Source organism: Bradyrhizobium zhengyangense (assembly GCF_022012555.1).
Taxonomy (GTDB): domain Bacteria; phylum Pseudomonadota; class Alphaproteobacteria; order Rhizobiales; family Xanthobacteraceae; genus Bradyrhizobium; species Bradyrhizobium zhengyangense.
This window is the reverse complement of the sequence record NZ_JAKLTZ010000001.1, coordinates 971,619-997,605: the sequence shown is the minus strand read 5'-3', so window position 1 is coordinate 997,605 and position 25,987 is coordinate 971,619. Positions and strand designations below refer to the sequence as shown.

Here is a 25,987-nt window from a genome sequence, read left to right as displayed (position 1 = left end):
CTTTTACAGGAATATTTACTGGAAAGTTTTTGGCATACCACATGCCAGAATGTCAAGCTGGCTATTTTTTACGGCGTTATCGGTCCTGCTCTGGCTTGACAAGTTGGCTTCTGGCATACCAAATGCCATCGCTAGCCATTTTTGATCCAAGCTGGCGGAGTAATCAAGGCCTTTCGCCGCTCCGTTCCGCTAGGTGGAACAGAGCGCGGCGATGGCAAGTATCACGGGCAGCCGCATATGCGCGCTTTGCAAAGCAAGAACTGAAGGTCAAGGGAGAAGCTCATGTCCAATTCCAAAGACGTCGTCCGCAAGGTCCTTGACCAGGTCAAGGCCGACAAACGCACCAGCCTGACCGCCCCCGAAGGTAAGGTGGTCTGCGACGCCTACGGCATTCCGGTGCCGAAAGAGGGCGTGGCGAAGTCGGCCGGCGAGGCCGGCAAGATGGCGTCGTCGATGGGCTTCCCTGTCGTGATGAAGATCGTCTCGCCGGACATTCTCCACAAGACCGAGGCCGGCGGGGTCATTGTCGGCGTCAAGACGGCGGAGGATGCCGAGAAGGCCTATGAGACCATTCTCGGCAACGCCAAGAAGTACAAGGCCGATGCCAAGATCGAGGGCATCCAGGTGCAGCAGATGCTGGCCGGAGGCACTGAGGTCATCGTCGGCTCGATCACCGACGGCTCGTTCGGCAAGCTGGTCGCCTTCGGCCTCGGCGGCGTGCTGGTCGAGGTCTTGAAGGACATCACCTTCCGCCTCGCTCCGGCGACCAAGGAAGACGCGCTGTCGATGCTCGACGGCATCCAGGCGCACGAGATTCTGAAGGGCGTGCGCGGCGGCGAGCCGGTGAACCGCACCGCTCTGGCCGACGTCATCGTCAAGGTCTCGCAGCTCGTCACCGATTTCCCCGAAATCGTCGAGCTCGACCTCAACCCTGTCTTCGCCACCGCCAAGGACGCGATTGCGGCCGACGTGCGCATCGTCGTCGACTTCGCCTACAAGCCCAAGCCGAAGCCGCGCCCGACCGAAGAGATTGTTGCGGCGATGAGCCGCATCATGCAGCCGAAGGCCGTCGCCGTAGTCGGCGCTTCCGCCGAGGATGGCAAGATCGGCAACTCCGTGATGAAGAACCTCATCAACGGCGGCTACAAGGGCGAGATCTATCCGATCCACCCCAAGGCCTCAGAGATCCTTGGCTACAAGGCTTATAAGAGCGTCAAGGACGTGCCTGGCGTGATCGACACGGCTGTGTTCGCGATTCCCGCGAAATTCGTGGCCGCGGCGCTCACCGAATGCGGCGAGAAGAAGATCCCGGGCGCGGTGCTGATCCCGTCGGGCTTCGCTGAGGCCGGCGCGCCGGAGCTCCAGGCCGAGATCGTCGAGGTCGGCAAGAAGTACGACATTCGCCTGATGGGACCGAACATCTACGGCTTCTATTATACGCCCGCCAATCTCTGCGCGACCTTCTGCACGGCCTACGACGTGAAGGGCCACGCGGCGCTGTCGTCGCAGTCGGGCGGCATCGGCATGGCCATCATCGGCTTCTCGCGCTCGGCCAAGATGGGCGTCTCCGCGATTGTCGGCCTCGGCAACAAGTCCGATATCGACGAGGACGATCTGCTCGCCTTCTTCGAGCAGGATCCGAACACCAACTTGATCGCGCAGCACTGTGAAGACCTCAAGGACGGCCGCGCCTTCGCGGAAGCCGCCAAGCGCGTTTCCAAGAAGAAGCCTGTCGTCGTGCTCAAGGCCGGCCGCACCTCGGCCGGCGCTAAGGCGGCCTCGTCGCACACCGGCGCGCTCGCCGGCAACGACAAGATCTATGAGGACGTGCTGGCGCAGTCCGGCGTGATCCGCGCCCGCAGCCTGCGGCAGCTGCTCGAATTCGCTCGCGGCGTGCCGGTGCTGCCAACGCCGAAGGGCGAGAACGTGCTGATCATCACCGGTGCGGGCGGCTCGGGCGTCCTGCTGTCGGACTCCTGCGTCGACAACGGCCTGTCGCTGATGTCGATGCCGCCGGATCTGGACGCGGCCTTCCGCAAGTTCATCCCGCCGTTTGGCGCGGCCGGAAATCCTGTGGATATCACCGGCGGCGAGCCGCCGATCACCTACGTCAACACGGTGAAGCTCGGTTTGTCGGATGAGCGCATCCACTCGCTGATCCTCGGCTACTGGCATACCATCGTCACGCCGCCGATGGTGTTCGCCCGCAATATGGTCGAGGTGAAGAAGGAGATGGAAGCGAAGGGCTTTGTGAAGCCGATCGTCGCCTCCCTCGCCGGCGACGTCGAAGTCGAGGAAGCGGCCGAATATCTCTACCAGAACGGCATCCCGGCCTATGCTTACTCGACCGAACTTCCGGTTGAGGTGCTTGGCGCCAAGTACAAGTGGGCGCGCGGGGCGGGCCTGCTCTGAGACGAGATGCCGCTTCGGCATGATCCGGAGCGGATGGTTGTTCGCCTCTCCCGTACGCGGGGAGAGGTCGAATTGCGAAGCAATTCGGGTGAGGGGGACTCTCCGCGAGTTTCTTTGTCACCGTCCGCGTGGAAGCTCCCCCTCACCCCGATCCTCTCCCCGCAAGCGGGGCGAGGGAGAACGGTCAGGTCGCGATGAGCAAGAACGTGATCCGGCGCAAATCGCTCGAGCCTCGCTCTCCATCGGAGGCTGAGCCCGACGCGCGTGACGGCGGCGTGCAGTCTGTCGGCCGCGCGCTGTCGATACTCGAAACACTGGCTGAGGACGACGAAGGCTATCGTCTCAGCGATCTCGCGGTCCGCACCGGGCTGTCGGCCTCGACCGTGCACCGCTTGCTGGCGACGCTCGAGAGCCGCCGCTTTGTGCAGTTCGACCGCGCCGAATCCAAATGGCATGTCGGCGTCCGCAGCTTCACCGTCGGCGCGAGCTTTGCGCGGCGCCGCAATTTCACGGCGCAGGCAATTCCCTATTTGCGCAAGCTGCGCGATCTCACCCGCGAGACCGCCAACCTTGCCGTGGTCGACGACGAATTCATCATCGTGCTGACCCGCATGGAAAGCCGCGAGATCATGCGCTCGCTGACCAAGGTCGGCGGTCGCGTTCCGATGGTGACGTCAGGCGTCGGCAAGGCGGTCCTTGCGACTTATTCCGACGATGACGTCGGCGCCGTCATCCGTCATCACGGCATGCCGAGACTCACGGAAAAGTCCATCGTACGGCCGAGCGATCTTTTCAAGGAGCTGGCAACGATCCGTAAGCAAGGTTACGCGGTGGATGACGAAGAGGCCGAGATGGGGCTGCGCTGCGTCGCGGCCGTGGTCTACAACGCGCTTGCGGAGCCGCTCGCCGCGATCTCGGTATCCGGCCTGACCAGCCGCGTCAGCGACGCTCGCCTGCCCGAGATCGGACGCGTCGTACGCGAAGTCGCGGCGGAACTGACGGTTGCGCTCGGGGGTGTCACCCCGGTGGTGAAACCGGCCTAAGCTGGGTTGGTGGTCCACCGTGCCCGTTGAAGGAAATCAGCTCTGGCGGCGGGGGCCTCGACATCGGTATACCAATCCACCGTTGTCGCGTCCTTTTGGGGAATGTCATGCCTTCCGAGCTCCGTTCGCCCCGTCTCGCTGTCCTGATCGATGCCGACAATGCTTCCGCAAAGATCGCGGATGGACTGTTCGCGGAGATTGCCAAGATCGGCGAGGCCAGCGTTCGCCGCATCTATGGCGACTTCTCCAATGCGCGATCCAGAGGCTGGGCCGACATCCTGTCGAAGCACGCCATCATACCGCAGCAGCAATTCGCCTATACGACGGGAAAGAATGCGTCGGACATAACCCTGGTCATTGACGCGATGGACCTGCTTCACAGCGGCCGGTTCGATGGCTTTTGCCTGGTGTCGTCCGACAGCGACTTCACCCGGCTTGCCGCCCGCATCCGGGAGCAGGGCGTCGATGTTTTTGGGTTCGGCGAACAGAAGACGCCGGAAAGCTTCAGGCAGGCCTGCCGGAGGTTCGTCTACACGGAGAACCTGCTTGCTGGCGCGGCGAACTCCCAGGATGCCGCCTCGAAATCCACGCCGCTCCAGCCCCCTGATGCGGCTGCGCCCATTATTAAGAAGGTCATCACCCAGATGGAGAGCGAAGACGGCTGGGTCACCCTTGGGGAAGTTGGCCGGCAGCTCGCAAACCTGGCCTCCGATTTCGATCCGAGGACCTTTGGCTTCCGCAAGCTGAGCGACCTTGTGCGAAAGACGAATTCGTTCGAAATCGATGAGCCGAAAGGCCGGTCGATGCGGATTCGGGTCAAGCCCGCTGCCGCAACACCGCCGAGAACGCGGAACCCGCGCAGAGCCGCAAGGTCGCGGACGGCAGGCGGCTCGCCGCCTAAGGCGTAAGCAGGGCGTGCCGTTATATTTGGGCTTGCCCGGCGTTTCGCAGGGCGTAACCATCGCTGGGCCGTAACGTTACGCGAGAGCCCCGATGTCCAAACTCACCCGATTTGCCGTTGCGCCGCTGCACGCAATGACACGCCGTCTCGCCGACGTCGCCTCCGCCCGCGTGGCGCCCGACCTCGTCATATCAGGTGCGCGGGTGCTCTCGACCTATTCGGAGCGGATCCATCCGGGGCGGGAGGTCTGGATCTCCGGCGGCCGCATAGCAGCGGTGAAGCCGTCAGGCACGGCGAAGAAGACGTGGAGCGACGTGCCGCTGTATGACGCCGCCGGCGGCATCATCGCGCCGGGCCTGGTCGATCCGCACATCCACATCGAATCCTCGATGGTGACGGCCTGTGCCTATGCCGAGGCCGCTTTGCTGAACGGCACCACCACGATATTCTGCGACAGCCACGAGATCGGCAATGTCATGGACGTCGCCGGCGTCGAGGCGATGCTGGAGGACGCGCGCGAGGCGCCGCTGTCGATCTTCTTGACGGTGCCGAGCACGGTGCCGGCGACTTCGGCGGAGCTGGAGACCGCCGGGGGAGACCTCACGCCCGACAAGATCGCCGGCCTGTTCGACCGCTGGCCTGAAGCGGTCGCGCTCGGCGAGAAGATGGATTTCGTGCCTGTCACGATGGGCGACGAGCGCAGCCACGCGATCCTGGCGGCGGCCCTGAAGCGCGGACGACCGGTGTCCGGCCATGTTTATGGCCGCGAATTCGTCGCGGCCTACGCGGCGTCGGGCGTCACCGATACGCATGAGGCGATCGACCGCGACATCGCCGACGATCTGCTCGATGCAGGCGTCTGGATCTTCCTGCGCGGCGGGCCGCCGACAACGCCCTGGCATTCGCTGCCGCAGGCGATCCGCACGATCACCGAACTCGGGGCCTCGCACAAGCGCACCGCCGTCTGCACCGACGACCGCGACGCCGACGACCTTCTGCTGTTCGGCCTCGACTGGGTGGTGCGCGAGGCGGTGAAGGCGGGGATGTCGCCGGAGCAGGCCTGGTCGATGGGTTCGCTGCACGGCGCCACCCGCTTCGGCATGGAGGGAGATATCGGCGGGCTCGGCGGCGGCCGCCGCGCCGATCTCGTGCTGATGGATGACAATCTCACGCCGCAATCGACCTGGTATGGCGGCGAACTCGTGGTCGAGAACCGCAAGATCACGCCGCGTCTCGATCAGGCGCTATCGCAGCGCTATCAATATCCGAAGGCGGCCTACGCGACCGTGAAGCTGCCGAGGAAAATCAGGCTGACGCCGGAGCTGCCGGCGAAGGCCTGCACCGTCAACGCCATCAAGACCGCGCTGCCGGGCATTACGCTGATCCATGAGAAGGTCGCGATCGAGCCCGCCAAGGACTGGCCAGAATTGTTCGCGCGCTACGGCATGTGCTTCGTCACCGTGGTCGAGCGCCACGGCAAGTCGGCCGGCAACGTCGCTTACGGCCTGCTGAAGGATTTCGGCTTGAAGCGCGGCGCGGTCGCCTCCAGCGTCGGCCATGACAGCCACAACCTCATCGTCGCCGGAACCAATGAGGCCGATATGCAGGTGGCGATATCGGCGATCGAGGAAAAGCAGGGCGGCGTCTGCGTCGTCGCCGACGGCGAGGTGCGGGCGCTGGTGCCGCTGCCCATCGCGGGACTGTTATCCGACAAGCGCGTTATCGAAGTGGCTGAAGAGGTCAAGGTGTTGAAGAAGGAATGGGCCGAGGCCGGCTGCACCATTCCCTACATGGGCTTCAATCTGATTCCGCTATCGGTCATTCCGGAAATTCGCATCACCGACAAGGGCCTCGTGCTGGTACCGCAGATGGAGCTGGCGCCGCTGTTCGAGTAAGCAGCTTTCACGCATGGCTCGATCTAACCAATTGAGACCGCCGTGTTTTTCCAACGGCTGCCGCATCGTGGAAAATATAATCGATCTCGTTGAGATCGCATCCCGCGCGCCCGATGATCTCGCTCGCTGACGCAACTTGAGCGAGGTCCGATATGGCGAAGATGCGAGCCGTCGATGCAGCCGTGCGAATCCTGGAGAAGGAGGGCATCTCGACCGCCTTCGGTGTTCCCGGGGCTGCGATCAATCCGCTTTACTCGGCGCTGAAGAAGCGCGGCTCTATCCGCCACATCCTGGCGCGGCATGTCGAGGGTGCCTCGCACATGGCTGAGGGCTATACGCGGGCCAAGGCCGGCAATATCGGCGTCTGCATCGGCACCTCGGGGCCGGCCGGCACCGACATGATCACGGGGCTCTATTCGGCGATCGCCGATTCCATTCCGATCCTCTGCATCACCGGACAGGCGCCACGCGCGCGGCTCTACAAGGAAGACTTTCAGGCCGTCGACATCGAGTCGATCGCAAAGCCGGTGACGAAATGGGCAGTGACCGTGCGCGAACCGGCACTGGTGCCGCGTGTGTTCAGCCAGGCCTTTCATGTGATGCGCTCGGGCCGGCCGGGGCCGGTGCTGATCGACATGCCGCTCGACGTGCAGCTCGCCGAGATCGAGTTCGACGACGAAACTTATGAGCCGCTGCCGGTGTACAAGCCCACCGCCACGCGCAAGCAGGTCGAGAAAGCACTGGAGATGTTCAATGCCGCCGAGCGGCCGCTGATCGTCGCGGGCGGGGGCATCATCAATGCCGACGCTTCGGACCTGCTGGTCGAGTTCGCCGAGATCGCTAATGTCCCGGTCGTGCCGACGTTGATGGGATGGGGCGCGATCCCCGACGATCACGTGCTGATGGCTGGCATGGTCGGCCTCCAGACCAGCCATCGCTATGGCAACGCCACGCTGCTGGAGTCCGATTTCGTGCTCGGCATCGGCAATCGCTGGGCCAACAGGCACACCGGCTCGGTCGAGACCTACACCAAGGGCCGCACCTTCGTGCATGTCGATATCGAGCCGACCCAGATCGGCCGCGTCTTCAACCCCGATCTCGGCATCGTTTCGGACGCGAAGGCCGCGCTCGAACTCTTCGTTTCCGTCGCCAGGGAGTGGCGACGCTCCGGCAGGCTCCGCGAGCGCCAGGCGTGGCCCGCGGCCTGCCGCGATCGCAAGAAGACCATGCTGCGCAAGAGCCATTTCGACAATGTCCCGATCAAGCCGCAGCGCGTCTACGAGGAGATGAACAAGGCGTTCGGCCGCGACACCACCTATGTCACCGTGATCGGCCTGTCGCAGATCGCCGGCGCACAGTTCCTCGGTGTCTACAAGCCGCGCAACTGGATCAATGCGGGGCAGGCGGGGCCGCTCGGCTGGACCTTGCCGGCAGCGCTCGGCGTGCGCGCGGCGTGCCCGGATCGTGACATCGTCGCGCTCTCCGGCGACTACGATTTCCAGTTCCTGATCGAGGAGCTCGCGGTCGGGGCGCAGTTCAATCTGCCCTATATCCACGTCGTCGTGAACAATTCCTATCTCGGCCTGATCCGCCAGGCCCAGCGCGGCTTCGAGATGGATTATCATGTCCAGCTCTCGTTCGAGAACATCAACGCGCCGGAGATCGGCGTCTACGGTGTCGACCATGTCGCGGTCGCCGAAGGCCTCGGCTGCAAGGCGATCCGGGTCACCGATCCCAAGGACACGCAGGCCGCGTTCGCGACCGCGCGCGAATTGATGAAGAAGCATCGCGTGCCCGTGGTGGTCGAGTTCATCCTCGAACGCGTCACCAACATTGCGATGGGCACCGAGATCGACAACATCGTCGAGTTCGAGGAAGTGCTGGACTTGCCGCTCGATGAGGTCGGGGTTACGCGGCCCGGCGTTTTGCAGCCGGCAGAATAGGGGACAGTAACATGCCGAAATTCGCGGCCAACCTCACCATGCTCTTCAACGAGATGCCGTTCATCGACCGCTTCGCCGCGGCGAAGGCGGCAGGCTTTGCGGGGGTCGAGTATCTCTTTCCCTACGACTTCGACAAGGCGCAGCTCCGCGAACAGCTGGAGGCTCACGGACTGAGCCAGGTGCTGCACAATCTGCCCGCCGGCAATTGGGCCGCCGGCGAGCGCGGCATCGCGATCATGCCCGATCGCACCTCCGAATTCCGCGATGGCGTGTTCCGTGCCATTGACTATGCCAAGGCGCTCGATTGCGAGCAGCTCAATTGCCTCGTCGGCATTGCGCCTGTCGACGCCGATCCGCGTGAGCTGCAGGAGACCCTGGTCGGCAATCTCCGCTTTGCCGCCTCGACGCTGGCCCGCGAGAACATCAAGCTGCTGGTCGAGCCGATCAACACGCTCGACATCCCCGGCTTCTTCCTCAATGGCACCGAGCAGGCGATCCAGCTCATCTCCGAGGTGCGGTCGAACAATCTGTTCGTCCAGTACGACATCTATCACATGCAGATCATGGAGGGCGATCTCGCCCGCACCATGCAGGAATATCTGCCTGAGATCGCCCACATCCAGCTCGCCGACAATCCCGGCCGACACGAGCCCGGCACTGGGGAAATCAACTATCCCTTCCTGTTCCGCCATCTCGACGCGATCGGCTATCGCGGTTGGATCGGCTGCGAATACAAGCCGCGCACCACGACGCTGGAAGGCCTGTCGTGGCACGCCGCGCAGACATTTGAGACCTGAGGATATCAAGACATGATCGACATCGGCTTCATCGGACTTGGCACTATGGGGCGGCCAATGGCCGGCCATCTCTTGGCCGCGGGCCATCGCGTATTCCTGCATGACGTCGCGCCAGTCGGGCCGGAGCTGATCGCGGCTGGCGGCGTCCCTTGCAAATCGGCCAAGGAGGTCGCGGAGGAGGCGGATGTCGTCATCATCATGGTGCCTGACACCCCGCATGTGGAGGCGGTGCTGTTCGGCAAGGACGGTGTCGCGAGCGGCATTTCCAAGGGCCAGATCGTCGTCGACATGAGCTCGATTTCGCCGCTGGCGACCAAGGAGTTCGCGAAGAAGATCGAGGCGCTCGGCGCGGATTATCTTGACGCGCCGGTGTCGGGCGGAGAGGTCGGCGCCAAGGCGGCGAGCCTCACCATCATGGTCGGCGGGCCCGAACGCGCCTTTGGCACCATGAAGCCGATCTTCGACAAGATGGGCAAGAACGTCACGCATGTCGGCGCCAATGGCGACGGCCAGACGACCAAGGTCGCCAACCAGATCATCGTGGCATTGACGATCGAGGCGGTGAGCGAAGCGCTGCTGTTCGCTTCCAAGGCCGGTGCCGATCCAGCGCTGGTGCGCAAGGCGCTGATGGGCGGCTTTGCCTCGTCGCGGATTCTCGAAGTGCATGGCGAGCGCATGGTGAAGCGCAATTTCGATCCGGGCTTCCGAATCGAACTGCACCAGAAGGATCTGAACCTTGCGCTCGAAGGCGCGCGCGCTCTCGGCCTCTCACTGCCGAGCACGGCGGTCGCGCAGCAATTGTTTTCGTCCTGTACCGCGCATGGCGGCAAGGGCTGGGATCATTCGGCCATGGTACGGGCGCTGGAACTGATGGCGGGTCACGAGATCGCCGCAGCCTGAATTGTTACGCGGTAACAGTCGCGGTGTTGATGTGGGTTTCATCACGCGGGAACCGGAACAATGCTCCGGCCCCGCGGTTGATGGCGCACAACAACACTGGAGAGCGTGGATATGAAGACCCGTCTTGTGATCTCGTTGGCTGCTGCGTCGCTGCTGGCGTCGAGTGCAGCCTTTGCTCAGTCGACGACCGAAGAAGGCGCCAGGAACGGCGCACGCACGGGCGGCGAAGTCGGCGGCCCAATCGGCGCGATGGTTGGCGGTACCGTGGGTGCGGCAGTCGGCGCTGGCCTCGAAATTCCGAATGCGATCCTCGGCGGCATCCCGCGCGATGATTCTGTCGTGGTCCAGGAGCGCGTCGTGGTAGGTGAGCCGCTACCCCCGACCGTCGTGCTGCGTCCGGTACCGAATTACACCCAGTATCGCTACGCCGTGGTGAATGATCGCCGCGTGATCGTCGAGCCGCGCACACGCCGGGTGATCAAGATCATCGACTGATCGGCGCGATAAGGATTTTGAAGAAAAAGGGCCCTGCGGAGCGTCGCTGCGCAGGGCCTCAACTTGTCAGGGCCGAGCCTGCCCGAAACCGGGTCATGACCCAATCGATGACGGCCGCGAGCGCGAAGCCGATACAGGCAGTGCCGGCATCGACGAGAAAATCCTCCAGCCGCGCATGGCGTCCGGGCGCCCAGAGCTGCATCAGTTCGAGCAGGCCAATCAGCACGACCGCGACGGCCGCCACTGACAGGCGGCGCTGCCGATAGGCGAGGCCGAAGGCCAGCCCGACCAGGAGGAAGGCAAGCGCATGCTCGCCGTCCTGGCTGAGGTCGGAATGGGGACGCAGGCTCGGAGGCCCGAGCGTTGCAAAGGTCACGGCGGCGGCGAGCAGCCAGGCAAAGGCGCGAACAAGAATGGACATCCGCACCGCTTAGCACGGATCGGCCGAGGCCTGTCTCGGGATGCGGATCAGATCGCCGTGTAGTTAATGACGAAATGTTAAAGCGGCTCGCGCACGCCGAGGCCGTGCATGAAGCGCTCCCGGATCTGCACGGGATCCCGGCGGGTGGTGCCGACGCCGGGTTTGTCGTCGATGCGCAGCGCGATCAGGCTCGGCGCGTCAACCGACATGGCCTGGTCGACCAGCCGTTCGAAATCCTCTTCGTCCGCGGCCCATGCGCTGTTGGTGAGTCCCGAGCCCAGTGCAATCGCGACGAGATCGGCGACGCCCGCAGCCGGCGTCGGCTGCGCTCCAGTGATCTGGTAGATGCCGTTGTCCATGACGATCATGATGAGGTTCTTCGGCTTCAAGGCCGCGATCGTCGAGAGCGTGCCGAGCTGCATCAGCAGTGAGCCGTCACCTTCCAAAGCAAAGACGCGTCGATCGGGCTGCGCCAGCGCCACGCCGAGCGCGATCGGGAAGGCGAGCCCCATGCTGCCCAGCATGTAGAAATTCTGCGGACGATGGCCGGCGGCCCAGAGGTCGAAATTGGTGTTGCCGATGCCGCCGATCACCGCTTCCTCCTGCTTTAGTTTTGCGATCAGGCGCGAGGTGATGTCGAACCGGTTCATCACTTTGGTGTTGCGCGTGTCCATGGCGGCGCTCACTTGTCGAAGACCTTGCCGCCCGTGAGCAGCGGGTTGAGGATCAGCGCCACCGGTGCCTGTGTGGTGACGGCTTGCTTGATCGAACGGTCGGCGATGAATTCGAGCTCGTCGAGCCTAGTAATGGTGTGGTGCTCCAGCGCCAGCGAATCCAGCACAGGGCGCATGGTGCGGCAGACCAGCGACTGGCCGTAATTGAATTCGCCAAGCGTGCCGCGCTCGGATACGAACATGATTAGCGGGATCTGGTAGGGCACCGCGAGTGAGGCGAGCGTGTTGGCCAGCGTTGCGAAGCCCGAGGTCTGCATCAGCACTGCGCCCCGCCGGCCTCCCATCCAGGCGCCCGAGACGATGCCGACGGCCTCTTCCTCGCGGGCGGTGGCAAAGGTCGTGAAGAAAGGATCGGCGTGCAGATTCTTGATCAGCGGCGTCAACACCCGGTCGGGCACGTAGGGGATCAGGCTGATCTCGTTCCGCTTCAGGGTTTGCAGGACGATGCCATGCCAGCTCTTGTCGCCGGATGCCTGCATCGAACTATGCTGCTCCGCACCAGCCATTGCGTTCTCCCTTGCGCCGCGCATGCTTCTTCTTTGGCCGTCGTGGCGTTTGTCGAACTTGACGGAGCGGACGGGATTGTCAACATGTCCAGGCCAGCACCGTGATCTGCGCCAGACGGGCTGCCGTGGCCGGCATCGCCATGCCATAAGCGGGATAATGAGGAACAGGAGGAACGCCAGGAGAGGGGCGCGCGTGGCGCTGACCTTGCGAACCTCCGTGAGAGAGCCGGAAGGGTCCTGATGTCGGTCAACAGCAAGCGTGTCTTCTACGTCAAATACCTGGCCAACCCTGTGTACATCGACATCCTGAAGGCGCGGTCCGACGTGCGGCTCGACCGCATCGAGAACGAGAGCCCCGAGGATTTTTACGCCCCGATCCTGGGCGCGGCGCATGTGTATCAGATCGGTGCCGCGCGCGACGAGCTGGCGCCGCATTTCCATGTCGACGCCGCCCTCCTGAAGCGCACCCCAAACCTGCTCCTGGTCTCCAGCAACGGCGCGGGCTTCGACCCTGTCGACGTCGAAGCCTGCACGGATGCGGGCGTGCTGGTCGTCAACCAGTCCGGCGGCAACGCGCATTCGGTGGCCGAGCATGCGCTGGCGATGATGCTGACCCTGTCCAAGCGTATCATCCAGTCGGATCGCCGGCTGCGCCGCGAGGCCAATGTCAATCGGAACGAGCTCGTCGGCAACGAGGTCGAGCACAAGACCGTCGGCATCATCGGTCTCGGCAATGTCGGCCGCCGCATCGCCGCGCTCTGCAAGGGCCTGCTCGGCATGAAGGTGCTGGCTTACGATCCCTACCTCTCGAAGGAGGTGATGGCCGAGCGGGGCGGCGAGAAGGTCGAGCTTGACGAATTGCTGCGTCGGGCCGATTTCGTCTCTATCTCATGCCCGCTGAACAAGGGCAGCCGCAACATGATCAGCGTGCGCGAATTCGGCCTGATGCAGCCGCACGCCTATTTCATCACCACTGCGCGCGGCTTCATCCACGACGAGGATGCGCTGCTCCAGGCGCTCCGCGACAAGCGCATCGCCGGTGCCGGTCTCGACGTCTGGTCCAAGGAGCCGCCGCCGCCGGAGCATCCGCTGCTGCAGTTCGACAACGTGCTGGCGAGCCCGCACACCGCGGGTGTGACGATCGAAGCGCGCCAGAACATGGGTCGCATCGCGGCCGAGCAGGTGCTGGAGACGCTCGACGGCAAACGCCCGCCGCGCATCATCAATCCCGAGGTCTGGCCCGTCTATGCCGAGCGCTTCAGGCAGGCCTTTGGCGTGACGCCGGGGTAGGGGCGTGAAGCGCTGCCGGCGCAGGTTACCTGGATGACAACAGAACGCGACGGATTTTACCGATTGCGTCAGTGAACGCGTATGACTTGTCCTGTAGATCAGGGTCCATGAGCATCCTCTCGATTGCGACGTCAGGACTGTCTGCGGCGAGCCTGCGCGCGAACGTAGCCGCGAGCAACATTGCCAATGTCCGCACGACTGGGCCGCTGCCCGCGTCAAGCGGTTCGGGCAGTGGCGGCAGTTCGAGCACGAGTTCGACTTATCCCGCAGCCTATGTGCCGCTGCGAGTCGATCAGGTCTCTCAATCGAGCGGCTCGACGCCGGGCGGTACTGCCGCGACCGTGTCGACGGTGTCGCCGAGCTATACCGCACAACCCGACCCAAGCGCTCCCTTCGCAAACCAGGACGGCCTGGTCGCTGCGCCTGACGTCGATCTTGCTGACCAATTCGTCCAGCTGGCGACCGCAAAATACAGCTTCATGGCCAACGCCAAGGTCATTCGGGCCTATTCCGAGACGGAAAAGTCCCTGCTCGACATCATGGCGTGATTGCTGCCGGACGGTATCGACGGACGCATCGGTGGCAGGAACCGACGCGTTGCCTTGATCCAGCTCAAAATCTTCCTCCCCCATCCGGCCTAAATGGGATTAAAGTGCTGCCGGGGCAGCAGGAGGTCCCATGTCAACTTATGTCGTCAGGTTCATGAAGGACGTGCTCGGGGAGTGCGGCCGGCAGAGCGAAGTTTGTCAGGGTACGCTCGAGATCGACGCTATCGACGAGATCGAGGCCACGGAGCGGGCGAAGGCAAAATTCTGCAAGGACCAGGCGTTGCATCACTGGTCGCTGCATGCCGATCGCATCCAGGTCAGACCGTCCGATTTTCCGTCGTGAGGGCTAGCGGCCCGGTGCCGTGACAGGCGGGGGTGCCGTCGTCCCCGCGCCGAGCGAACGTTGCACCATGACGGTGTCGGACCAGCGGCCGTGGCGATAGGCGACGCCGCAGAGCAGCCCAGCGCGCCCGAAACCGAACCTTTCGTGCAATGCCAGCGAGGGTGCGTTGTCAGCATCGATATAGCCGATCAGCTGGCGGAAACCTGCCGCAGCACACGTATCGATCATTGCCCCGAGCAGGAGCCGTCCGACGCCGCGGCCGAGATGGTCGTGGTGGACGTAGATGGAGTGCTTGGCCGTGTAGCGATAGGCCGGGCGCTTGCGAAACAGCACTGCATAGGCATAGCCGACGACCTCTCCGCGCCAGGTGGCGACCAGATGCGGCAGGCGGGTCTGCTTCAAATTCCTGCGCCGGTCGCGAAGATCGTCGGGCTCCGGCGCGCCGGTTCCCTCGACGTCGCGGGGCACGCCATTGCGGACGTGATGGCGATAGATCGCCAGCATCGCCTCGACATCGCTCTCGCGTGACGGCCGAATCAGGACCGGCTCGTCGTCGGTGCGTGCAATCGCTGTCTCGTTCATCGGCTCGGCTCGGCAACGACGTAGGTATAGAGCCCGATGCGGCCCTTGGCATCGATCTCCTTGTAGACGCCCTGGATTTCGACATCGAAGCCTGGGAAGGTATTGAAGCAGGTCTCGAACATCTTGAGATAATCGATCATGGGCTTGGCCCGTTCCGTCAGCCGCTCGCCGGGGACGATGGTGGCGATGCCGGGCGGATAGACCACGAAAGGCGTGGTGGCGATGCGGCCGGCGATTGCCTCAATCGGCAGATAGTCGACGTCGTTCTTGAACAGATAGCGGGCAGCATCGCGCGGCGACATGGCGATCTCAGGCATGTGCTCGGGCATGAACTGTCGTGCTTGGAGGGCGCTGACATTGGCATCCCGAAAGAAGCGGTGCATCTCGGCGCAGAGGTCGCGTAGCCGCACGCCGGCATAGCGCGCCTGACGCCGCTGGTAGAATTCCGGAATCGCGTCGCCCAGCAGCGCATTGTCGTCGTGTAGCTTCTTGAAGGCGACGAGACCGGAGATCAAGGTGCCAGCCTTGCTCGCCTCGACGCCGGGGGTCAGCAGGAAGAGGAGGGAGTTGAGGTCGTTCTTCTCGGGCACGATGCGGTTTTCGCGTAAGTATTGCGCGACGACCGGGGCGGGGATGCCGTGCTCGGCATAGGCGCCGGTGGTGCGGTCGAAGCCGGGAGTGAGCAGCGTCAGCTTGTTCGGATCGGTCATGGCAAAGCCCTCGGCCATACCGGGGAAGCCGTGCCAGGTGCTGTCGGGACCGAGCTGCCAGAGCGCGGGATTGGTGGCGAGCTCGTCGGTCGACAGCGTCTCCCAGGCGACGTTGTGCGCAGCGCCTGGGCGACTGACATCGGGGATGGCGACTCGATCCGGCACGAACGGTTCGAAGAACCAGCGCCGGTCCCAATTCTGCTCCTTCTCCTCGAACTCGCGGCGCATCGCGCGGATTTTTTTCCGCAGCTCGATGCCGAGGCGGATCGTGTCGTCCCACAGCACTTCGCCGGAGCGGCCTTTCATCATCTGCGCGCCGACATCGAGCGAGGCAAACAGCGGATAGAACGGCGAGGTCGAGGCGTGTTGCATGAAACTTTCGTTGAAGCGGCGGTGCTCGACGCGCCGTTTCTGGCCGCGGATGTGGCGGTCCTTGATGTGGATCTGGGAGGCCTGCGAGAAGCTCGCGAGCTGCTTGTGGGTCGACTGCGTCGCGATGATGCCGGGCGCCTCCGGCGGAAGGTTGGCGAGACCCATGGCGAAACGGCCGGTATAGAGCGGGTGGAATTTCATGAAGCCGGCCCAGGCCTCGTCGAACAGAATGTATTCGCAGAGATGGCCGATGCGCTTCAGGATCATTTCGGCATTGTGGATCGTGCCGTCATAGGTGCACTGCTCGACCACAGCGACGCGGAACGGCCGCTCCTTGCGCCAGGCGTCCTTGTCCGTCACCAGCGGGTGATTGCGGATGGTCTCACGCAGAGCCTTCTCGTCGAGCATATCCCAGCGCATTGGGCCGATCAGGCCCCAGGCATTGCGAATGGTGGGAACATAGACCGGGATGCCGCCGCCGATCATCAGCGCGCCGTGATGGGCGGCCTTGTGGTTGTTGCGGTCGAACAGCACGAGATCGCCGTCGGTGACGAGCGCGCCGAGCGCAACCTTGTTCGAGGTCGAGGTGCCGTTGAGCACGAAATAGGTCTTTTCCGCGCCGAAGATCTGCGCCGCCTCCTTCTGCGCCTTCAGCGCCGGTCCCTCATGGGTGAGGAGGTCGCCGAGGTCGAGCACAGAATTGTCGAGGTCGTCGCGGAACACGGATTCGCCGAGATGCTCGACGAACACCCGGCCGATCGGGCTGCGGTTGTAGAACACGCCGCCATTGTGGCCCGGACAGGTCCAGAGCTGGTTGCCTTCCTCGGCATAATCGACCAGCGCCCCGAAGAACGGCGTCTTCAGCGTCTCGGCATATTGTTTCAGCCGGCTGATCAGGTTCTTGGCGATGAAGGGCGGGGTCTCTTCCGACAGGAAGACATAGCCATCGATGAAGTCGAGCAGTTCGACCGGCAAATCCTCGAAGCGCTTGCGCCGGATCAAAAGAATGATCGGGAAATCGAGACCCCGCCGCCGCATCAAATTGATCAGCGCCGAGGTCTTGCCCTCAAGACCCTTCTTGCCCCAGTCCACCACCATGCAGCCGATCGCGGCATCGGTCTGCACCGCGATCTCGGCGTCTTCCAGCTTGCGGGCCCGGACCACCTCGAAGCCCGAGCGCTGGATCTCCTCGATGATCTGGTTGAAGCGGAGACCTTCCAGGTCGTCGGCGTCGAACACAGGTGCGGCGAACAGGAAGTTGAAGCGCTTGAAATAGTCCATGGCATGTCCCGAATGTGCAGAGACAGACAGGTCTCTGCACATTCGATGACAGTTCTATGACAGTGGCGGCAATCGAGCGCAGGACGTGCTCTATCGCTTCGTCTCGCCGAACACCACGGTTGGCACGGCGCGGTTGACGACCTCGCGCAGTGCGAAGCTCGATTGCACCCGCGCGACGCGCGGCAGGCGCGACAGCTCTGTGCGATGGATGCGCTCGAAATCCTGGATGTCGCGGGCGAGCACGATCAGGATGTAGTCGTCGGTGCCCGACATCAGGAAGCAACGCACAACGGAAGGGCACTTCACCACCTCCGCCTCGAACGCCTTCAGCGCCTCGTCGCTCTGGCTCTCCAGCGCGATGCGGACCAGCACCGTCGTGGTGAGGCCGAACTGGGTAAGGTCGAGCGCGGCCTGATAGGCCTGAATGTAGCCGTCATCCTCCAGCGCCTTCTGCCGTCGCGCGAGCGCTGTGCTTGACAGGCCCACCTTGTTGGCAAGCTCGGTGTGGCTGGCGCGCGCATTGGTCGTGAGTTCCGCGAGAATGGCGAGGTCTTTGCGGTCGAGGGCCAAGGTTTTGTTTCCGGCGTGAATGGGCACTTCCGCGACCGAAACCGGCGCGGGAAGGTCCAAGCTAGCGGATATTTGCACGAAACCAAACCGGCCACCTCGCTACGATCTCAAAAGGAATCAAAAGGAGGCCAGCAGGATGCGTGTCGGTGTGCCCAAGGAGATCAAGGTGCAGGAATATCGCGTCGGGCTCACCCCGGGCGCCGTCCGCGAATATATCGCGGCCGGGCACCAGGTGACGGTCGAGACCGGCGCCGGCAGTGGCATCGGCGCGTCCGATGAGGTGTACCAGCGGGCAGGGGCCTCCATTGCGGCGAGCGCAAGCGACATCTTCGCCAAGTCCGAGATGATCGTGAAGGTGAAGGAGCCGCAGAAGGGCGAATGGGCCCAGCTCCGCGAAGGCCAGATCCTGTTCACTTATCTCCACCTCGCGCCGGATCCGGAACAGGCCAAGGGCTTGCTCGCCTCCGGTTGCACTGCGATCGCCTATGAAACCGTCACCGACGCGGCCGGCCACCTCCCCCTGCTCGCGCCGATGAGCGAAGTCGCCGGCCGCCTCGCAATCGAGGCCGCCGGCGCCGCGCTCAAGCGGTCGGCCGGCGGTCGTGGCCTGCTGCTTGGCGGCGTGCCCGGCGTGCAGCCGGCGCGCGCGGTCGTGCTGGGCGGCGGCGTGGTGGGAACGCAGTCCGCACGGATGGCTGCAGGCCTCGGAGCCGAAGTCACGGTAATCGACCGCTCGATTCCACGCTTACGCGAGCTCGACGATCTCTTCGCCGGACGTGTGCGCACGCGCTTCTCGACGATCGAGTCCGTCGAAGAGGAAGTGTTCAGCGCCGACGTCGTAATCGGCGCGGTGCTGGTACCGGGCGCGAGCGCGCCGAAGCTCGTGACGCGCGCGATGCTGAAATCGATGCGGCCGGGCGCGGTGCTGGTCGACGTCGCGATCGACCAGGGCGGCTGTTTCGAGACTTCGCATGCGACGACGCACGCGGAGCCGACTTATGAGGTCGACGGCGTCGTGCACTATTGCGTGGCCAACATGCCAGGCGCGGTGCCGGTGACGTCGAGCCAGGCCCTGAACAATGCGACACTGCCGTTCGGCCTGATGCTGGCGAACAAGGGCTTTGCCGCGGTGCTGGAAAATCCGCATTTGCGCAACGGGCTGAACGTGCATCGCGGCCGTATCACCAACAAGGCGGTCGCGGAAAGCCTCGGGCTGGAATTTGCGCCGGTGGGAAGCGGGCTCGCGGCGTAGAGCCGCGAACCTACGCTTTCGTCAGTCTGTACTGCCGTATGTCCGGATCGTGTGTCATGCGCCAGTAGTCCACGAACCGCCACGGCATCGCCGAGAACACGCGTCCGCTTGCGTTGCGGTAGTAGGTGCTCATGCCTGGATGGGTCCAGATCATTGCCTCGTGCTCGGCATCGACCTTGCTGACATAGTCGTCGAGTACCTCGCGGCGGACGTCCATCGCGGCGAGGTCGTTCTCGATCATCTTGACGAGGCAAGCCGAGATGTAGCGACTCTGGCATTCCGATTGGAAGATGACGCTGCCGCCATGCGCCGGGCCGGAATTGGGCCCGAGCATGCAGAAGAAGTTGGGAAAATCGGGCACGGTGAGGCCGAGAAACGCGGTCGGGTTGTCGTTGGCCCAGGCCTGGCGCAAATTTTTGCCGTCGCGGCCGGTGATATTAAGGCGCGCCGCCATCTCCGTCACCTTGAAACCCGTGGCGACCACGATGGTGTCGGCGGGACGGTGCGTGCCGTCAACAGTGACAATGCCGCTTTCGTCTATGTGGTCGATCGCATCGGTGACCAGCTCGACATTGTCTCGCGCCAACGTCTTGAACCAGTTGTTGTCGAGCAGGATGCGCTTGCCATAGGGCGGATAGGTCGGCACGCATTTTGCGATCAGGTCGGGCCGGTCCTTCAGCTCTGACAGGATGAAGTCGGTCAGCTCCTGACGGTGCCGGTCGTTGGCCTTGTTGACGGCGCGCTCCGGATGCGGCCAGGCCGGGTCCTTGCGGAGGAACGGCAGCAGGCCGTCGCCGTAGCGCCAGAACATGTTGAAGCGGTACCATTGAACATAGAACGGCAGATGTGCGAGCAGCCAGCGTGCGCCTTCGGTGATCGGATCGGCATAGCCCTTCACCGGCCGCGCCCATTGCGCGCTGCGCTGGTACACCGTGACCGAGGCGACGCGATCAGCGATCGTCGGCACCAGCTGCATCGACGTCGCGCCTGTGCCGATCACAGCAACATGCTTGCTGTCGAGGTTGATGTTATCGGACCATAGCGCCGAATGCAGGATCGTTCCCTTGAACCCCTCCTCGCCTTTGAAGTGCACGCGCGAGGGATCGTTGAGTTGGCCGATGGCCGAGACGAGCGCGGTGGATTCGAAGGTTTCTTCGCCGTTGCTTGTCTTGAGCGTCGAGATCCAGCGCCGCTTGTTGTCATCCCAGCGCGATGCCGTCAGCTCAGTGTTGACGCGCAGATGCTCGCGGATGCCGTATTCATCGGCGACTTTCAGGAGATAGCCGAGCAGCTCCTCGCGCTGGCAGAAATAGCGCGTCCAGGCACTGCCCGAGCCGAACGAGTAGGAATAGGAGTGGTTCGGCGTATCGACGCCGCAGCCGGGATAGCGGTTGATCCACCAGGTGCCGCCCAGCTCGGCATTCTTCTCGACGATGGTGTAGGGGATGCCGAGATGGCCGAGCGCCACTCCCAGCGCGATGGCGCAGACCCCGGCGCCGACGATCAGCACATGCTGCGCGGCGAGCTTCTCGTCCAGCGGCCGCTTGGTCCATCGCGCCTTGCGCGACACAAAGCCCATCTCCTCGCGCATCAGCGGCGCATATTCCGGCGCGACGTTCTCGCCGAGACAGGCACGCATCATCTTGAGCAGCATCTCTTCGCCGGGATCAGTGATGACGGGTGATGGCGTGCCGCCGTCGGCAAAGAGCTCGACCACGGCGGCGCGGATCTCGTCCTGGATCTCTCGGGGGACGCCAGCCTCGGGATCGGGGATCAAGCGGATGTCGCGCTTGGGCAGGTACGGCGGTCCGAGCCAGCGCTCGTCCCCGGTCATGTGCACCAGCACCATGAGGAGGCAGCGGATGTCGGCTTCCGCAATGGCCGAGGCAAGGTCGAGGGGCTTGCGGGGAGACTCGATGTTCATCGTCTTCTTCTGATCTCCGGCGATCCAGCAACGGACCTGCGGGCGACGGCAGGCTAGTCGACACGGATGGAATCGTCCACGCGGCCGACCTCGGGGCCCCGGCTCCGGTGCCCAAATAGGGCGAAAGAAGAAAACTATTGCCGCAGGATGGTCCGGCGGAAGGAGTTTCCCCTCAAGGGGTCAAAAACGCCAATCGCTTCCATTGCCGTTTTGGGCCGAAACGACGACATTCCATCCAGAAATTGGTGGATTGACGGCCATGGAACGCACTGGATTTGAGCCCTTCGGCGAGCAACTGGTGTCCGCAACGGACAGCCAGCCGCAGTCCCGCGCGTCAAAGCTGCTGCTGCGGGCCGGCACGGGTGTGTTCTGGACGCTGGTCGCAGGCATCGTGCTTGCGCGTGCGGCGTTCTTCGAGCCCGGCGTCTATGACAGCTTCAGCCACGTGGCTTCGCTGGCCAAGAATCTGCTCTTCTAAGACCGACCTGTTGTTCTGAGCCAGATTATTCCACGTCGAGGATCAAACTTACCTCGGCCCTGATATGTCGAAAACTTATTCCCCAACCGAGCAGTGCTGCGTATAAATCTTTCTCCTCAGGGAGAGATTTGTGTCGCAGAATCAAGCATCCAGCCCGGCCGACGCCAAGCCGACCACTGCCGCTAGCCGCGTCGTCGCGCTGATTCCCGGCATTCTCCTGTGCATCGCCGTGGCGGGTGTCTCGGCCCTGTTGGAGCGGGCCGAACTCGGCGTGTTCGAGCACCCCTATGTCGAGGCGCTGGTGATGGCAATCCTGCTGGGGATGGCCCTGCGCAGTTTCTGGAAGCCGGCGCCGCGCTGGCAGACCGGCATCGCCTTCAGCGCCAAGCAGCTGCTTGAAGTCGCCGTCATGCTGCTCGGCGCGTCTATCAGCTTTGCCGCCATCGCGGCCTCCGGCATTGCGCTGCTCGCCTCGATCGCCGCAGTCGTGGTGATCGCGCTCTGCGTCTCCTTCGGTCTGAGCCGCATGCTCGGGCTGTCGACCCGGCTGTCGATCCTGATTGCCTGCGGCAATTCCATCTGCGGCAATTCCGCGATCGCCGCGGTTGCGCCGATCATCGGCGCAAACAGCGACGAGATCGCATCCTCGATTTCCTTTACCGCCATCCTCGGCGTGATGATGGTGCTCGGCCTGCCGCTGCTGATCCCGTTGCTGCAGCTCACCGCCACGCAGTACGGCATTCTCGCAGGGCTAACCGTCTATGCCGTGCCACAGGTGCTCGCGGCGACGGTGCCGGCCGGCCTGATCTCCACGCAGATCGGCACGCTGGTCAAGCTGATGCGCGTGCTGATGCTCGGTCCCGTGGTCGTCGGCCTCTCGCTCGTCGCCTCGCGCTGGCAGACCGGCGCCAAGAAGACCAATGTCGGCTTCTTCCGCCTCGTCCCCTGGTTCATCCTCGGCTTCCTTGCGTTGGCGACATTGCGCTCGCTCGAGATCGTGCCGGCCACGGTGGTGGGACCGGTGACGAAGATCACGAGCTTTTTGACGGTGGTGTCGATGGCTGCGCTTGGCCTCGGCGTCGATGTGAAAGTGCTCGCCAATGTCGGCGGCCGGGTGACGGCCGCGGTGACGCTGTCGCTGATGCTGCTGCTCGGCATCAGCATCGCGCTGGTGCACTGGTTCAAGTGATCAAGGCGACACTGCCGTAGGGTGGGCAAAGGCGCGAAAGCGCCGTGCCCACGATCGGTTCTGATTGAGAAAGGTGGTGGGCACGCTCCGCTTTGCCCACCCTACGAAACCGTCATTTCCGCAGGCAGGTCGAGCTAAATCAAATCACATCCGCCAGCGAATGGCCGTGCAGCTCGATGTTGAGCCCCTGCATACCCAGGTCGTTGATCTCGCCGCCCATCGCCTTCAGGCTCTCCTCGCGGATCAGCGACATCAGTCCGCGACGCAGCGCCAGGAATTCCGACGACATCATCATCGATTGCTGCCGCGGCCGTTCCAGCGGGATCGGGATCTCCGCCTTGATCGAGCCCGGGCGCGCGGTCATGCAGTAGACGCGATCCGACAGGAAGATCGCCTCGTCGATGTCGTGGGTGACGAACAGCACCGAGATCTTCAGGCGCTGCCACATATTGGTGAGGATCTGCTGCATGATGACCCGGGTCTGCGCGTCGAGCGCGCCGAAGGGCTCGTCGAGCAGCAGCACCTTCGGCCCCGTGGCGAGCGCGCGGACGATGCCGACGCGCTGCTTCATGCCGCCGGAGAGTTTCTCCGGATAATGCTTTTCGAAGGCTTCGAGGCCTGCGAGTCCGAGCAGCGTGCGCGCCGCCCGTTCGCGCTGCGAGCGCGCCATGCCGCGCATCTTCAGGCCAAACTCGACATTCTCCCGCACCGTCTTCCAGGGAAACAGCGAGTATTGCTGAAACACCATGCCGCGCTCGGCGCTGGGGCCGTTCACGCGCTCGCCGTCGACGGTGACGATGCCCGTGGTGGGTTTGAGGAAGCCCGCGACTGCATTGAGCAGCGTCGATTTTCCGCAGCCTGAAGGGCCGACGATCGAGACGAATTCGCCGGGATTCACATGGATCTGCGTATCCGTGACGGCCTGAACCGGCCCCTCGATGCTGTCATAGCTGAGGGAGAAATTTCTGACCTCGATATGGCCCTTCGGTTTGCTCGCAAGCATCTCGCTCATCTCGTCGACCTCCACGGCATCACCAGATGTCCCGCGCCCCGGATCAGCAGGCTCGAGCCGAGACCAAGCACGCCGATCGCGATCATGCCGAGCGCGATGTCGGCGTATTGAACCAGCGAATAGGCCTCCCAGGTAAAATAGCCGATGCCGTACTGGCCCGAGATCATCTCGGCCGCAATCAGCGATACCCAGGCGACGCCCATGCCGATGGTAAGGCCGGTGAAGATGTGCGGCAGCGAGGCCGGAAAATACACCTCGCGAAAGATCGAGCGCTCGCGCGCGCCGAGACATTGCGCCGCGCGGACCAGCACCGGATCGACCAGCGACATGCCGTGCAGCGTATTGACCAGGATCGGGAAGAACGAGCCGAGGAAGGTGATGAAGACGATGCTCTGCTCGTTGGTTGGCCACAGCATGATCGCCATTGGCACCCAGGCGATCGCCGGGATTGGCCGCAGCACTTCGGCCACAGGGAAGATGATCTCGTGGACCAACTTGAAGCGGCCCATGATCAGGCCGAGCGGCACGCCGACAACAGCGGCGAGCGAAAAGCCGATGAAGATGCGCCGGCAGCTCAGCACGATGTGCATCAGGAATTTAGGATCGTGGATCGCCTTGGCGAAGCTCGCATAGACCGCGAGCGGCGAAGGCACGTTGGTGAAGCGCACGAAGAACACGACGCGATAGGTCGTGAGCAGGTGCCAGACCAGCAGGAAGGCAATCAGCGAGATCACGCCGATCGCGATCGCACGCAGGCGGCCCTGGTTCAGCCGGTACCAGCGCAATGTAAGCGTGCCGAAAGAGGGCGGTGTGACCGGGGGTGTGACGGCGGGCGCAGGGCCCGCCTCGGCGATGGCTGTTGCCGGCATGCTGTCCTCGGGATGTCTGACGAGGGCGGGACTGCTCACGTCTTGCCTCCGCTGACGGCCGCCTTCACCGCGTCGTCGAAACCCAGCACTTTGCCGCTGATCTTGGCGGCATAAGCCTCCGCGTCCTTCTTCAGCAGGAACGGCGCGACGTCGCCATTGCCGACTGCGAAGAAGGCCTGGTCGGCGAACAGCTTGATGCCGCGGGTGGTGTCGAAGACGTAAGCAACGTTGATCTTCTTGCCCTTGGCCTTGAAGTCGGCATAGGCGCCAAGCGTGCAGGCGGCGGACGAGAACGGCAGGATGCCGGCCTCATCCACCCAGACCTCGCCGGCCTTGCGCGGATCGGTGATCGGCTTCTTGCAAAAGCTGTCTTCACCGGAGATTTCGTAATTCTTGGTGCTGGCAAGCTGCGCGTCATAGTCGAGCTTCATCTCGGCATAGGCCTTGCGGATGTAGCTGTCATCGACCCACTTCTTCGGATCGAACTCCTTCATGCGCCCGAGCTTCTGGAGTACCTTGACGTCGGTCGCGGCCGCATCGATCAGAGCCGGCTTGATCGTTGGGTCGGTGGTCATGTTGCCGCTCGGCCCGAGGAAGATGTAGACGACTTCCTTGTTGATGCCGGTCCATTCCTGGATCTTCTCGGCCGCGAGCTTGGGATCGTCGCGCAGCCACTGGTTGGCGGCGATCAGCGCCTTGAAGTAGGCGACCACGACCTCGGGATATTTCTCCGCAAAGTCGGTTCGCACGACGACGCCGTGCCAGGTCGGCAGATTGGTTTCGACGCCGTCGAAGATCTTGCGCGCGAAGCCGCGGAAGGGCAGGAGCTCGGCGAACGGGACGAAGTCGGCGTGCGCATCGATCTTCTTTTCCTGGAGATTGGTGGAGCCGACCTCAGGGCTCTGGCTGACGAGCTGGAAGAAGTCGGAGCCGTATCCGCGGTCCTGCATCGCTTTCAGCACCATGCCGTGCGCGGCAGAGCCGAACGGCACGCTGACCAGCTTGCCCTTGAGATCGGCGAGTTCGTAGTAGGGCGAGTCCTTGTGGACGACGATGCCGTTGCCGGAGCCTTCGAGGCTGTAGGCGGCGACGCCGACCAATCGGCTCTTGCTCTCCGGATTGCTCTCGAAGGTGAAGCCGTTCACGATCAGCGGATAGTCGCCCATCATGCCGATCTGAAGCTTGTTGGCCATCATCGCGTTGGTGACGGGCGGGCCGGACGTGAAGTTCTGCCATTCCAGCTCGAACTTGATGTTTGAATATTTGCCGTCCTTCGGCAGATATTTTTCGAGCAGATGAAGCTGCCGGATCACGACGCCGGCGGTCACCGTGTTGGTGGTGGTATCCTGCGTTCCGATGCCGAGGGTGACGGTTTCCGCCGAGGCCGGATGCGCAGTTAAGAGCGCAAGCGACGTCACCGACATCGCGATTGAGAGTGTGGGAAGATGGCGGGCCATTCTCATCCTCATTCGGTTGGATGTGCTGTGGTTGCCATGATTGGGTGAGGGCATCGGCTGGGC

Annotated in this window: 24 protein-coding genes; 14 read left to right on the top strand and 10 right to left on the bottom strand. The window is 63.5% G+C overall.

Annotation, left to right across the window (positions count from 1 at the left end; translation table 11 throughout):
• Positions 1–282: 282 nt before the first annotated feature.
• From L6639_RS04680 to L6639_RS04645, 8 genes are all read left to right on the top strand, one after another.
• Positions 283–2,412: an acetate--CoA ligase family protein gene (locus L6639_RS04680; protein ID WP_237859224.1), complete on the top strand. Its 2,130-nt coding sequence runs from the start codon at positions 283–285 to the stop codon at positions 2,410–2,412.
• Positions 2,413–2,606: 194 nt separating this feature from the next.
• Positions 2,607–3,455, top strand: coding sequence for an IclR family transcriptional regulator (locus L6639_RS04675; protein ID WP_237859222.1), 849 nt, complete (start codon positions 2,607–2,609; stop codon positions 3,453–3,455).
• Between the two features lie 107 nt (positions 3,456–3,562).
• A complete protein-coding gene (locus L6639_RS04670) occupies positions 3,563–4,363 on the top strand; it encodes an NYN domain-containing protein (RefSeq protein ID WP_237859220.1) in 801 nt (266 codons plus the stop codon).
• Between the two features lie 85 nt (positions 4,364–4,448).
• Entirely contained in the window at positions 4,449–6,251 is a 1,803-nt protein-coding gene (locus L6639_RS04665) for an adenine deaminase C-terminal domain-containing protein (RefSeq protein WP_237859219.1), read from the top strand.
• Between the two features lie 152 nt (positions 6,252–6,403).
• Positions 6,404–8,194 (top strand): glyoxylate carboligase, encoded by a 1,791-nt coding sequence (gene gcl / locus L6639_RS04660; protein ID WP_237859218.1) that lies wholly within the window; start codon positions 6,404–6,406, stop codon positions 8,192–8,194.
• Between the two features lie 11 nt (positions 8,195–8,205).
• Positions 8,206–8,991, top strand: a complete 786-nt coding sequence (gene hyi, locus L6639_RS04655; protein ID WP_237859217.1) for a hydroxypyruvate isomerase — start codon at positions 8,206–8,208, stop codon at positions 8,989–8,991.
• 12 nt (positions 8,992–9,003) lie between these two features.
• Entirely contained in the window at positions 9,004–9,891 is an 888-nt protein-coding gene (locus L6639_RS04650) for a 2-hydroxy-3-oxopropionate reductase (RefSeq protein ID WP_237859216.1), read from the top strand.
• Positions 9,892–10,002: 111 nt separating this feature from the next.
• The gene (locus tag L6639_RS04645; RefSeq protein WP_128952734.1) at positions 10,003–10,386 is read left to right on the top strand and encodes a DUF1236 domain-containing protein; all 384 of its coding nucleotides are present in this window, start codon (positions 10,003–10,005) and stop codon (positions 10,384–10,386) included.
• Between the two features lie 58 nt (positions 10,387–10,444).
• Here the strand turns inward: L6639_RS04645 and L6639_RS04640 are convergent, their stop codons facing one another.
• From L6639_RS04640 to L6639_RS04630, 3 genes are all read right to left on the bottom strand, one after another.
• The gene (locus L6639_RS04640; RefSeq protein WP_237859215.1) at positions 10,445–10,807 is read right to left on the bottom strand and encodes a VanZ family protein; all 363 of its coding nucleotides are present in this window, start codon (positions 10,805–10,807) and stop codon (positions 10,445–10,447) included.
• A gap of 77 nt (positions 10,808–10,884) precedes the next feature.
• Positions 10,885–11,481: a thiamine pyrophosphate-dependent enzyme gene (locus L6639_RS04635; protein ID WP_237859213.1), complete on the bottom strand. Its 597-nt coding sequence runs from the start codon at positions 11,479–11,481 to the stop codon at positions 10,885–10,887.
• A gap of 8 nt (positions 11,482–11,489) precedes the next feature.
• Complete coding sequence (locus L6639_RS04630) at positions 11,490–12,047, bottom strand: thiamine pyrophosphate-binding protein (RefSeq protein ID WP_237859211.1); 558 nt, start codon at positions 12,045–12,047, stop codon at positions 11,490–11,492.
• A 240-nt stretch (positions 12,048–12,287) separates the two neighbouring features.
• On the opposite strand from L6639_RS04630, the gene L6639_RS04625 reads away from it, so the two are divergent.
• The 3 genes from L6639_RS04625 (at position 12,288) to L6639_RS04615 (ending at position 14,228) form a co-directional block, all read left to right on the top strand.
• Positions 12,288–13,337, top strand: coding sequence for a hydroxyacid dehydrogenase (locus tag L6639_RS04625; protein WP_237859209.1), 1,050 nt, complete (start codon positions 12,288–12,290; stop codon positions 13,335–13,337).
• A 107-nt stretch (positions 13,338–13,444) separates the two neighbouring features.
• Positions 13,445–13,885, top strand: a complete 441-nt coding sequence (locus L6639_RS04620; RefSeq protein ID WP_237859207.1) for a flagellar basal body rod protein FlgC — start codon at positions 13,445–13,447, stop codon at positions 13,883–13,885.
• Between the two features lie 130 nt (positions 13,886–14,015).
• The gene (locus tag L6639_RS04615) at positions 14,016–14,228 is read left to right on the top strand and encodes a hypothetical protein (protein ID WP_237859205.1); all 213 of its coding nucleotides are present in this window, start codon (positions 14,016–14,018) and stop codon (positions 14,226–14,228) included.
• A 3-nt stretch (positions 14,229–14,231) separates the two neighbouring features.
• On the opposite strand, the gene L6639_RS04610 is transcribed toward L6639_RS04615, so the two are convergent.
• From L6639_RS04610 to L6639_RS04600, 3 genes are all read right to left on the bottom strand, one after another.
• Complete coding sequence (locus L6639_RS04610) at positions 14,232–14,810, bottom strand: GNAT family N-acetyltransferase (RefSeq protein ID WP_237859203.1); 579 nt, start codon at positions 14,808–14,810, stop codon at positions 14,232–14,234.
• Complete coding sequence (locus tag L6639_RS04605) at positions 14,807–17,173, bottom strand: Orn/Lys/Arg family decarboxylase (protein WP_237859202.1); 2,367 nt, start codon at positions 17,171–17,173, stop codon at positions 14,807–14,809. The genes L6639_RS04610 and L6639_RS04605 overlap by 4 nt, the downstream gene beginning before the upstream one ends.
• 90 nt (positions 17,174–17,263) lie before the next feature.
• Complete coding sequence (locus L6639_RS04600; RefSeq protein WP_237859201.1) at positions 17,264–17,743, bottom strand: Lrp/AsnC family transcriptional regulator; 480 nt, start codon at positions 17,741–17,743, stop codon at positions 17,264–17,266.
• A gap of 136 nt (positions 17,744–17,879) precedes the next feature.
• Here L6639_RS04600 and ald point away from each other — a divergent pair, with 136 nt between their 5' ends.
• On the top strand, positions 17,880–18,995 hold the full coding sequence (ald, locus tag L6639_RS04595; RefSeq protein WP_237859200.1) for an alanine dehydrogenase: 1,116 nt from the start codon (positions 17,880–17,882) through the stop codon (positions 18,993–18,995).
• 10 nt (positions 18,996–19,005) lie between these two features.
• Here the strand turns inward: ald and L6639_RS04590 are convergent, their stop codons facing one another.
• Positions 19,006–20,919, bottom strand: coding sequence for a flavin-containing monooxygenase (locus L6639_RS04590; protein WP_237859199.1), 1,914 nt, complete (start codon positions 20,917–20,919; stop codon positions 19,006–19,008).
• Between the two features lie 259 nt (positions 20,920–21,178).
• Between L6639_RS04590 and L6639_RS04585 the strand changes: the two genes are divergently transcribed.
• Both L6639_RS04585 and L6639_RS04580 read left to right on the top strand, forming a co-directional pair.
• Positions 21,179–21,397, top strand: a complete 219-nt coding sequence (locus tag L6639_RS04585; RefSeq protein WP_237859198.1) for a hypothetical protein — start codon at positions 21,179–21,181, stop codon at positions 21,395–21,397.
• A gap of 130 nt (positions 21,398–21,527) precedes the next feature.
• Complete coding sequence (locus tag L6639_RS04580; RefSeq protein ID WP_237859197.1) at positions 21,528–22,586, top strand: YeiH family protein; 1,059 nt, start codon at positions 21,528–21,530, stop codon at positions 22,584–22,586.
• Between the two features lie 139 nt (positions 22,587–22,725).
• Here the strand turns inward: L6639_RS04580 and L6639_RS04575 are convergent, their stop codons facing one another.
• The 3 genes from L6639_RS04575 to L6639_RS04565 are packed head-to-tail and all read right to left on the bottom strand — an operon-like array spanning position 22,726 to position 25,924.
• A complete protein-coding gene (locus tag L6639_RS04575) occupies positions 22,726–23,598 on the bottom strand; it encodes an ABC transporter ATP-binding protein (RefSeq protein WP_237859196.1) in 873 nt (290 codons plus the stop codon).
• Entirely contained in the window at positions 23,595–24,506 is a 912-nt protein-coding gene (locus L6639_RS04570) for an ABC transporter permease (RefSeq protein WP_237859194.1), read from the bottom strand. The genes L6639_RS04575 and L6639_RS04570 overlap by 4 nt, the downstream gene beginning before the upstream one ends.
• Entirely contained in the window at positions 24,503–25,924 is a 1,422-nt protein-coding gene (locus tag L6639_RS04565) for an ABC transporter substrate-binding protein (RefSeq protein ID WP_237859193.1), read from the bottom strand. Before L6639_RS04565 ends, L6639_RS04570 begins: the two co-directional genes overlap by 4 nt.
• Positions 25,925–25,987 lie beyond the last annotated feature (63 nt).

Excerpts from the sequence above, each read along its gene's own strand:
- L6639_RS04675 (WP_237859222.1), top strand. The coding sequence starts at position 2,607 with ATGAGCAAGAACGTGATCCGGCGCAAATCGCTCGAGCCTCGCTCTCCA.
- L6639_RS04605 (WP_237859202.1), bottom strand. The coding sequence starts at position 17,173 with ATGGACTATTTCAAGCGCTTCAACTTCCTGTTCGCCGCACCTGTGTTC.
- L6639_RS04680 (WP_237859224.1), top strand. The coding sequence starts at position 283 with ATGTCCAATTCCAAAGACGTCGTCCGCAAGGTCCTTGACCAGGTCAAG.
- L6639_RS04665 (WP_237859219.1), top strand. The coding sequence starts at position 4,449 with ATGTCCAAACTCACCCGATTTGCCGTTGCGCCGCTGCACGCAATGACA.
- L6639_RS04630 (WP_237859211.1), bottom strand. The coding sequence starts at position 12,047 with ATGGCTGGTGCGGAGCAGCATAGTTCGATGCAGGCATCCGGCGACAAG.
- L6639_RS04635 (WP_237859213.1), bottom strand. The coding sequence starts at position 11,481 with ATGGACACGCGCAACACCAAAGTGATGAACCGGTTCGACATCACCTCG.
- L6639_RS04565 (WP_237859193.1), bottom strand. The coding sequence starts at position 25,924 with ATGGCCCGCCATCTTCCCACACTCTCAATCGCGATGTCGGTGACGTCG.
- L6639_RS04575 (WP_237859196.1), bottom strand. The coding sequence starts at position 23,598 with ATGAGCGAGATGCTTGCGAGCAAACCGAAGGGCCATATCGAGGTCAGA.
- L6639_RS04650 (WP_237859216.1), top strand. The coding sequence starts at position 9,004 with ATGATCGACATCGGCTTCATCGGACTTGGCACTATGGGGCGGCCAATG.
- L6639_RS04645 (WP_128952734.1), top strand. The coding sequence starts at position 10,003 with ATGAAGACCCGTCTTGTGATCTCGTTGGCTGCTGCGTCGCTGCTGGCG.
- L6639_RS04585 (WP_237859198.1), top strand. The coding sequence starts at position 21,179 with ATGGAACGCACTGGATTTGAGCCCTTCGGCGAGCAACTGGTGTCCGCA.
- hyi (WP_237859217.1), top strand. The coding sequence starts at position 8,206 with ATGCCGAAATTCGCGGCCAACCTCACCATGCTCTTCAACGAGATGCCG.
- L6639_RS04625 (WP_237859209.1), top strand. The coding sequence starts at position 12,288 with ATGTCGGTCAACAGCAAGCGTGTCTTCTACGTCAAATACCTGGCCAAC.
- ald (WP_237859200.1), top strand. The coding sequence starts at position 17,880 with ATGCGTGTCGGTGTGCCCAAGGAGATCAAGGTGCAGGAATATCGCGTC.
- L6639_RS04590 (WP_237859199.1), bottom strand. The coding sequence starts at position 20,919 with ATGAACATCGAGTCTCCCCGCAAGCCCCTCGACCTTGCCTCGGCCATT.
- L6639_RS04620 (WP_237859207.1), top strand. The coding sequence starts at position 13,445 with ATGAGCATCCTCTCGATTGCGACGTCAGGACTGTCTGCGGCGAGCCTG.
- L6639_RS04640 (WP_237859215.1), bottom strand. The coding sequence starts at position 10,807 with ATGTCCATTCTTGTTCGCGCCTTTGCCTGGCTGCTCGCCGCCGCCGTG.
- L6639_RS04615 (WP_237859205.1), top strand. The coding sequence starts at position 14,016 with ATGTCAACTTATGTCGTCAGGTTCATGAAGGACGTGCTCGGGGAGTGC.
- L6639_RS04610 (WP_237859203.1), bottom strand. The coding sequence starts at position 14,810 with ATGAACGAGACAGCGATTGCACGCACCGACGACGAGCCGGTCCTGATT.
- L6639_RS04670 (WP_237859220.1), top strand. The coding sequence starts at position 3,563 with ATGCCTTCCGAGCTCCGTTCGCCCCGTCTCGCTGTCCTGATCGATGCC.
- gcl (WP_237859218.1), top strand. The coding sequence starts at position 6,404 with ATGGCGAAGATGCGAGCCGTCGATGCAGCCGTGCGAATCCTGGAGAAG.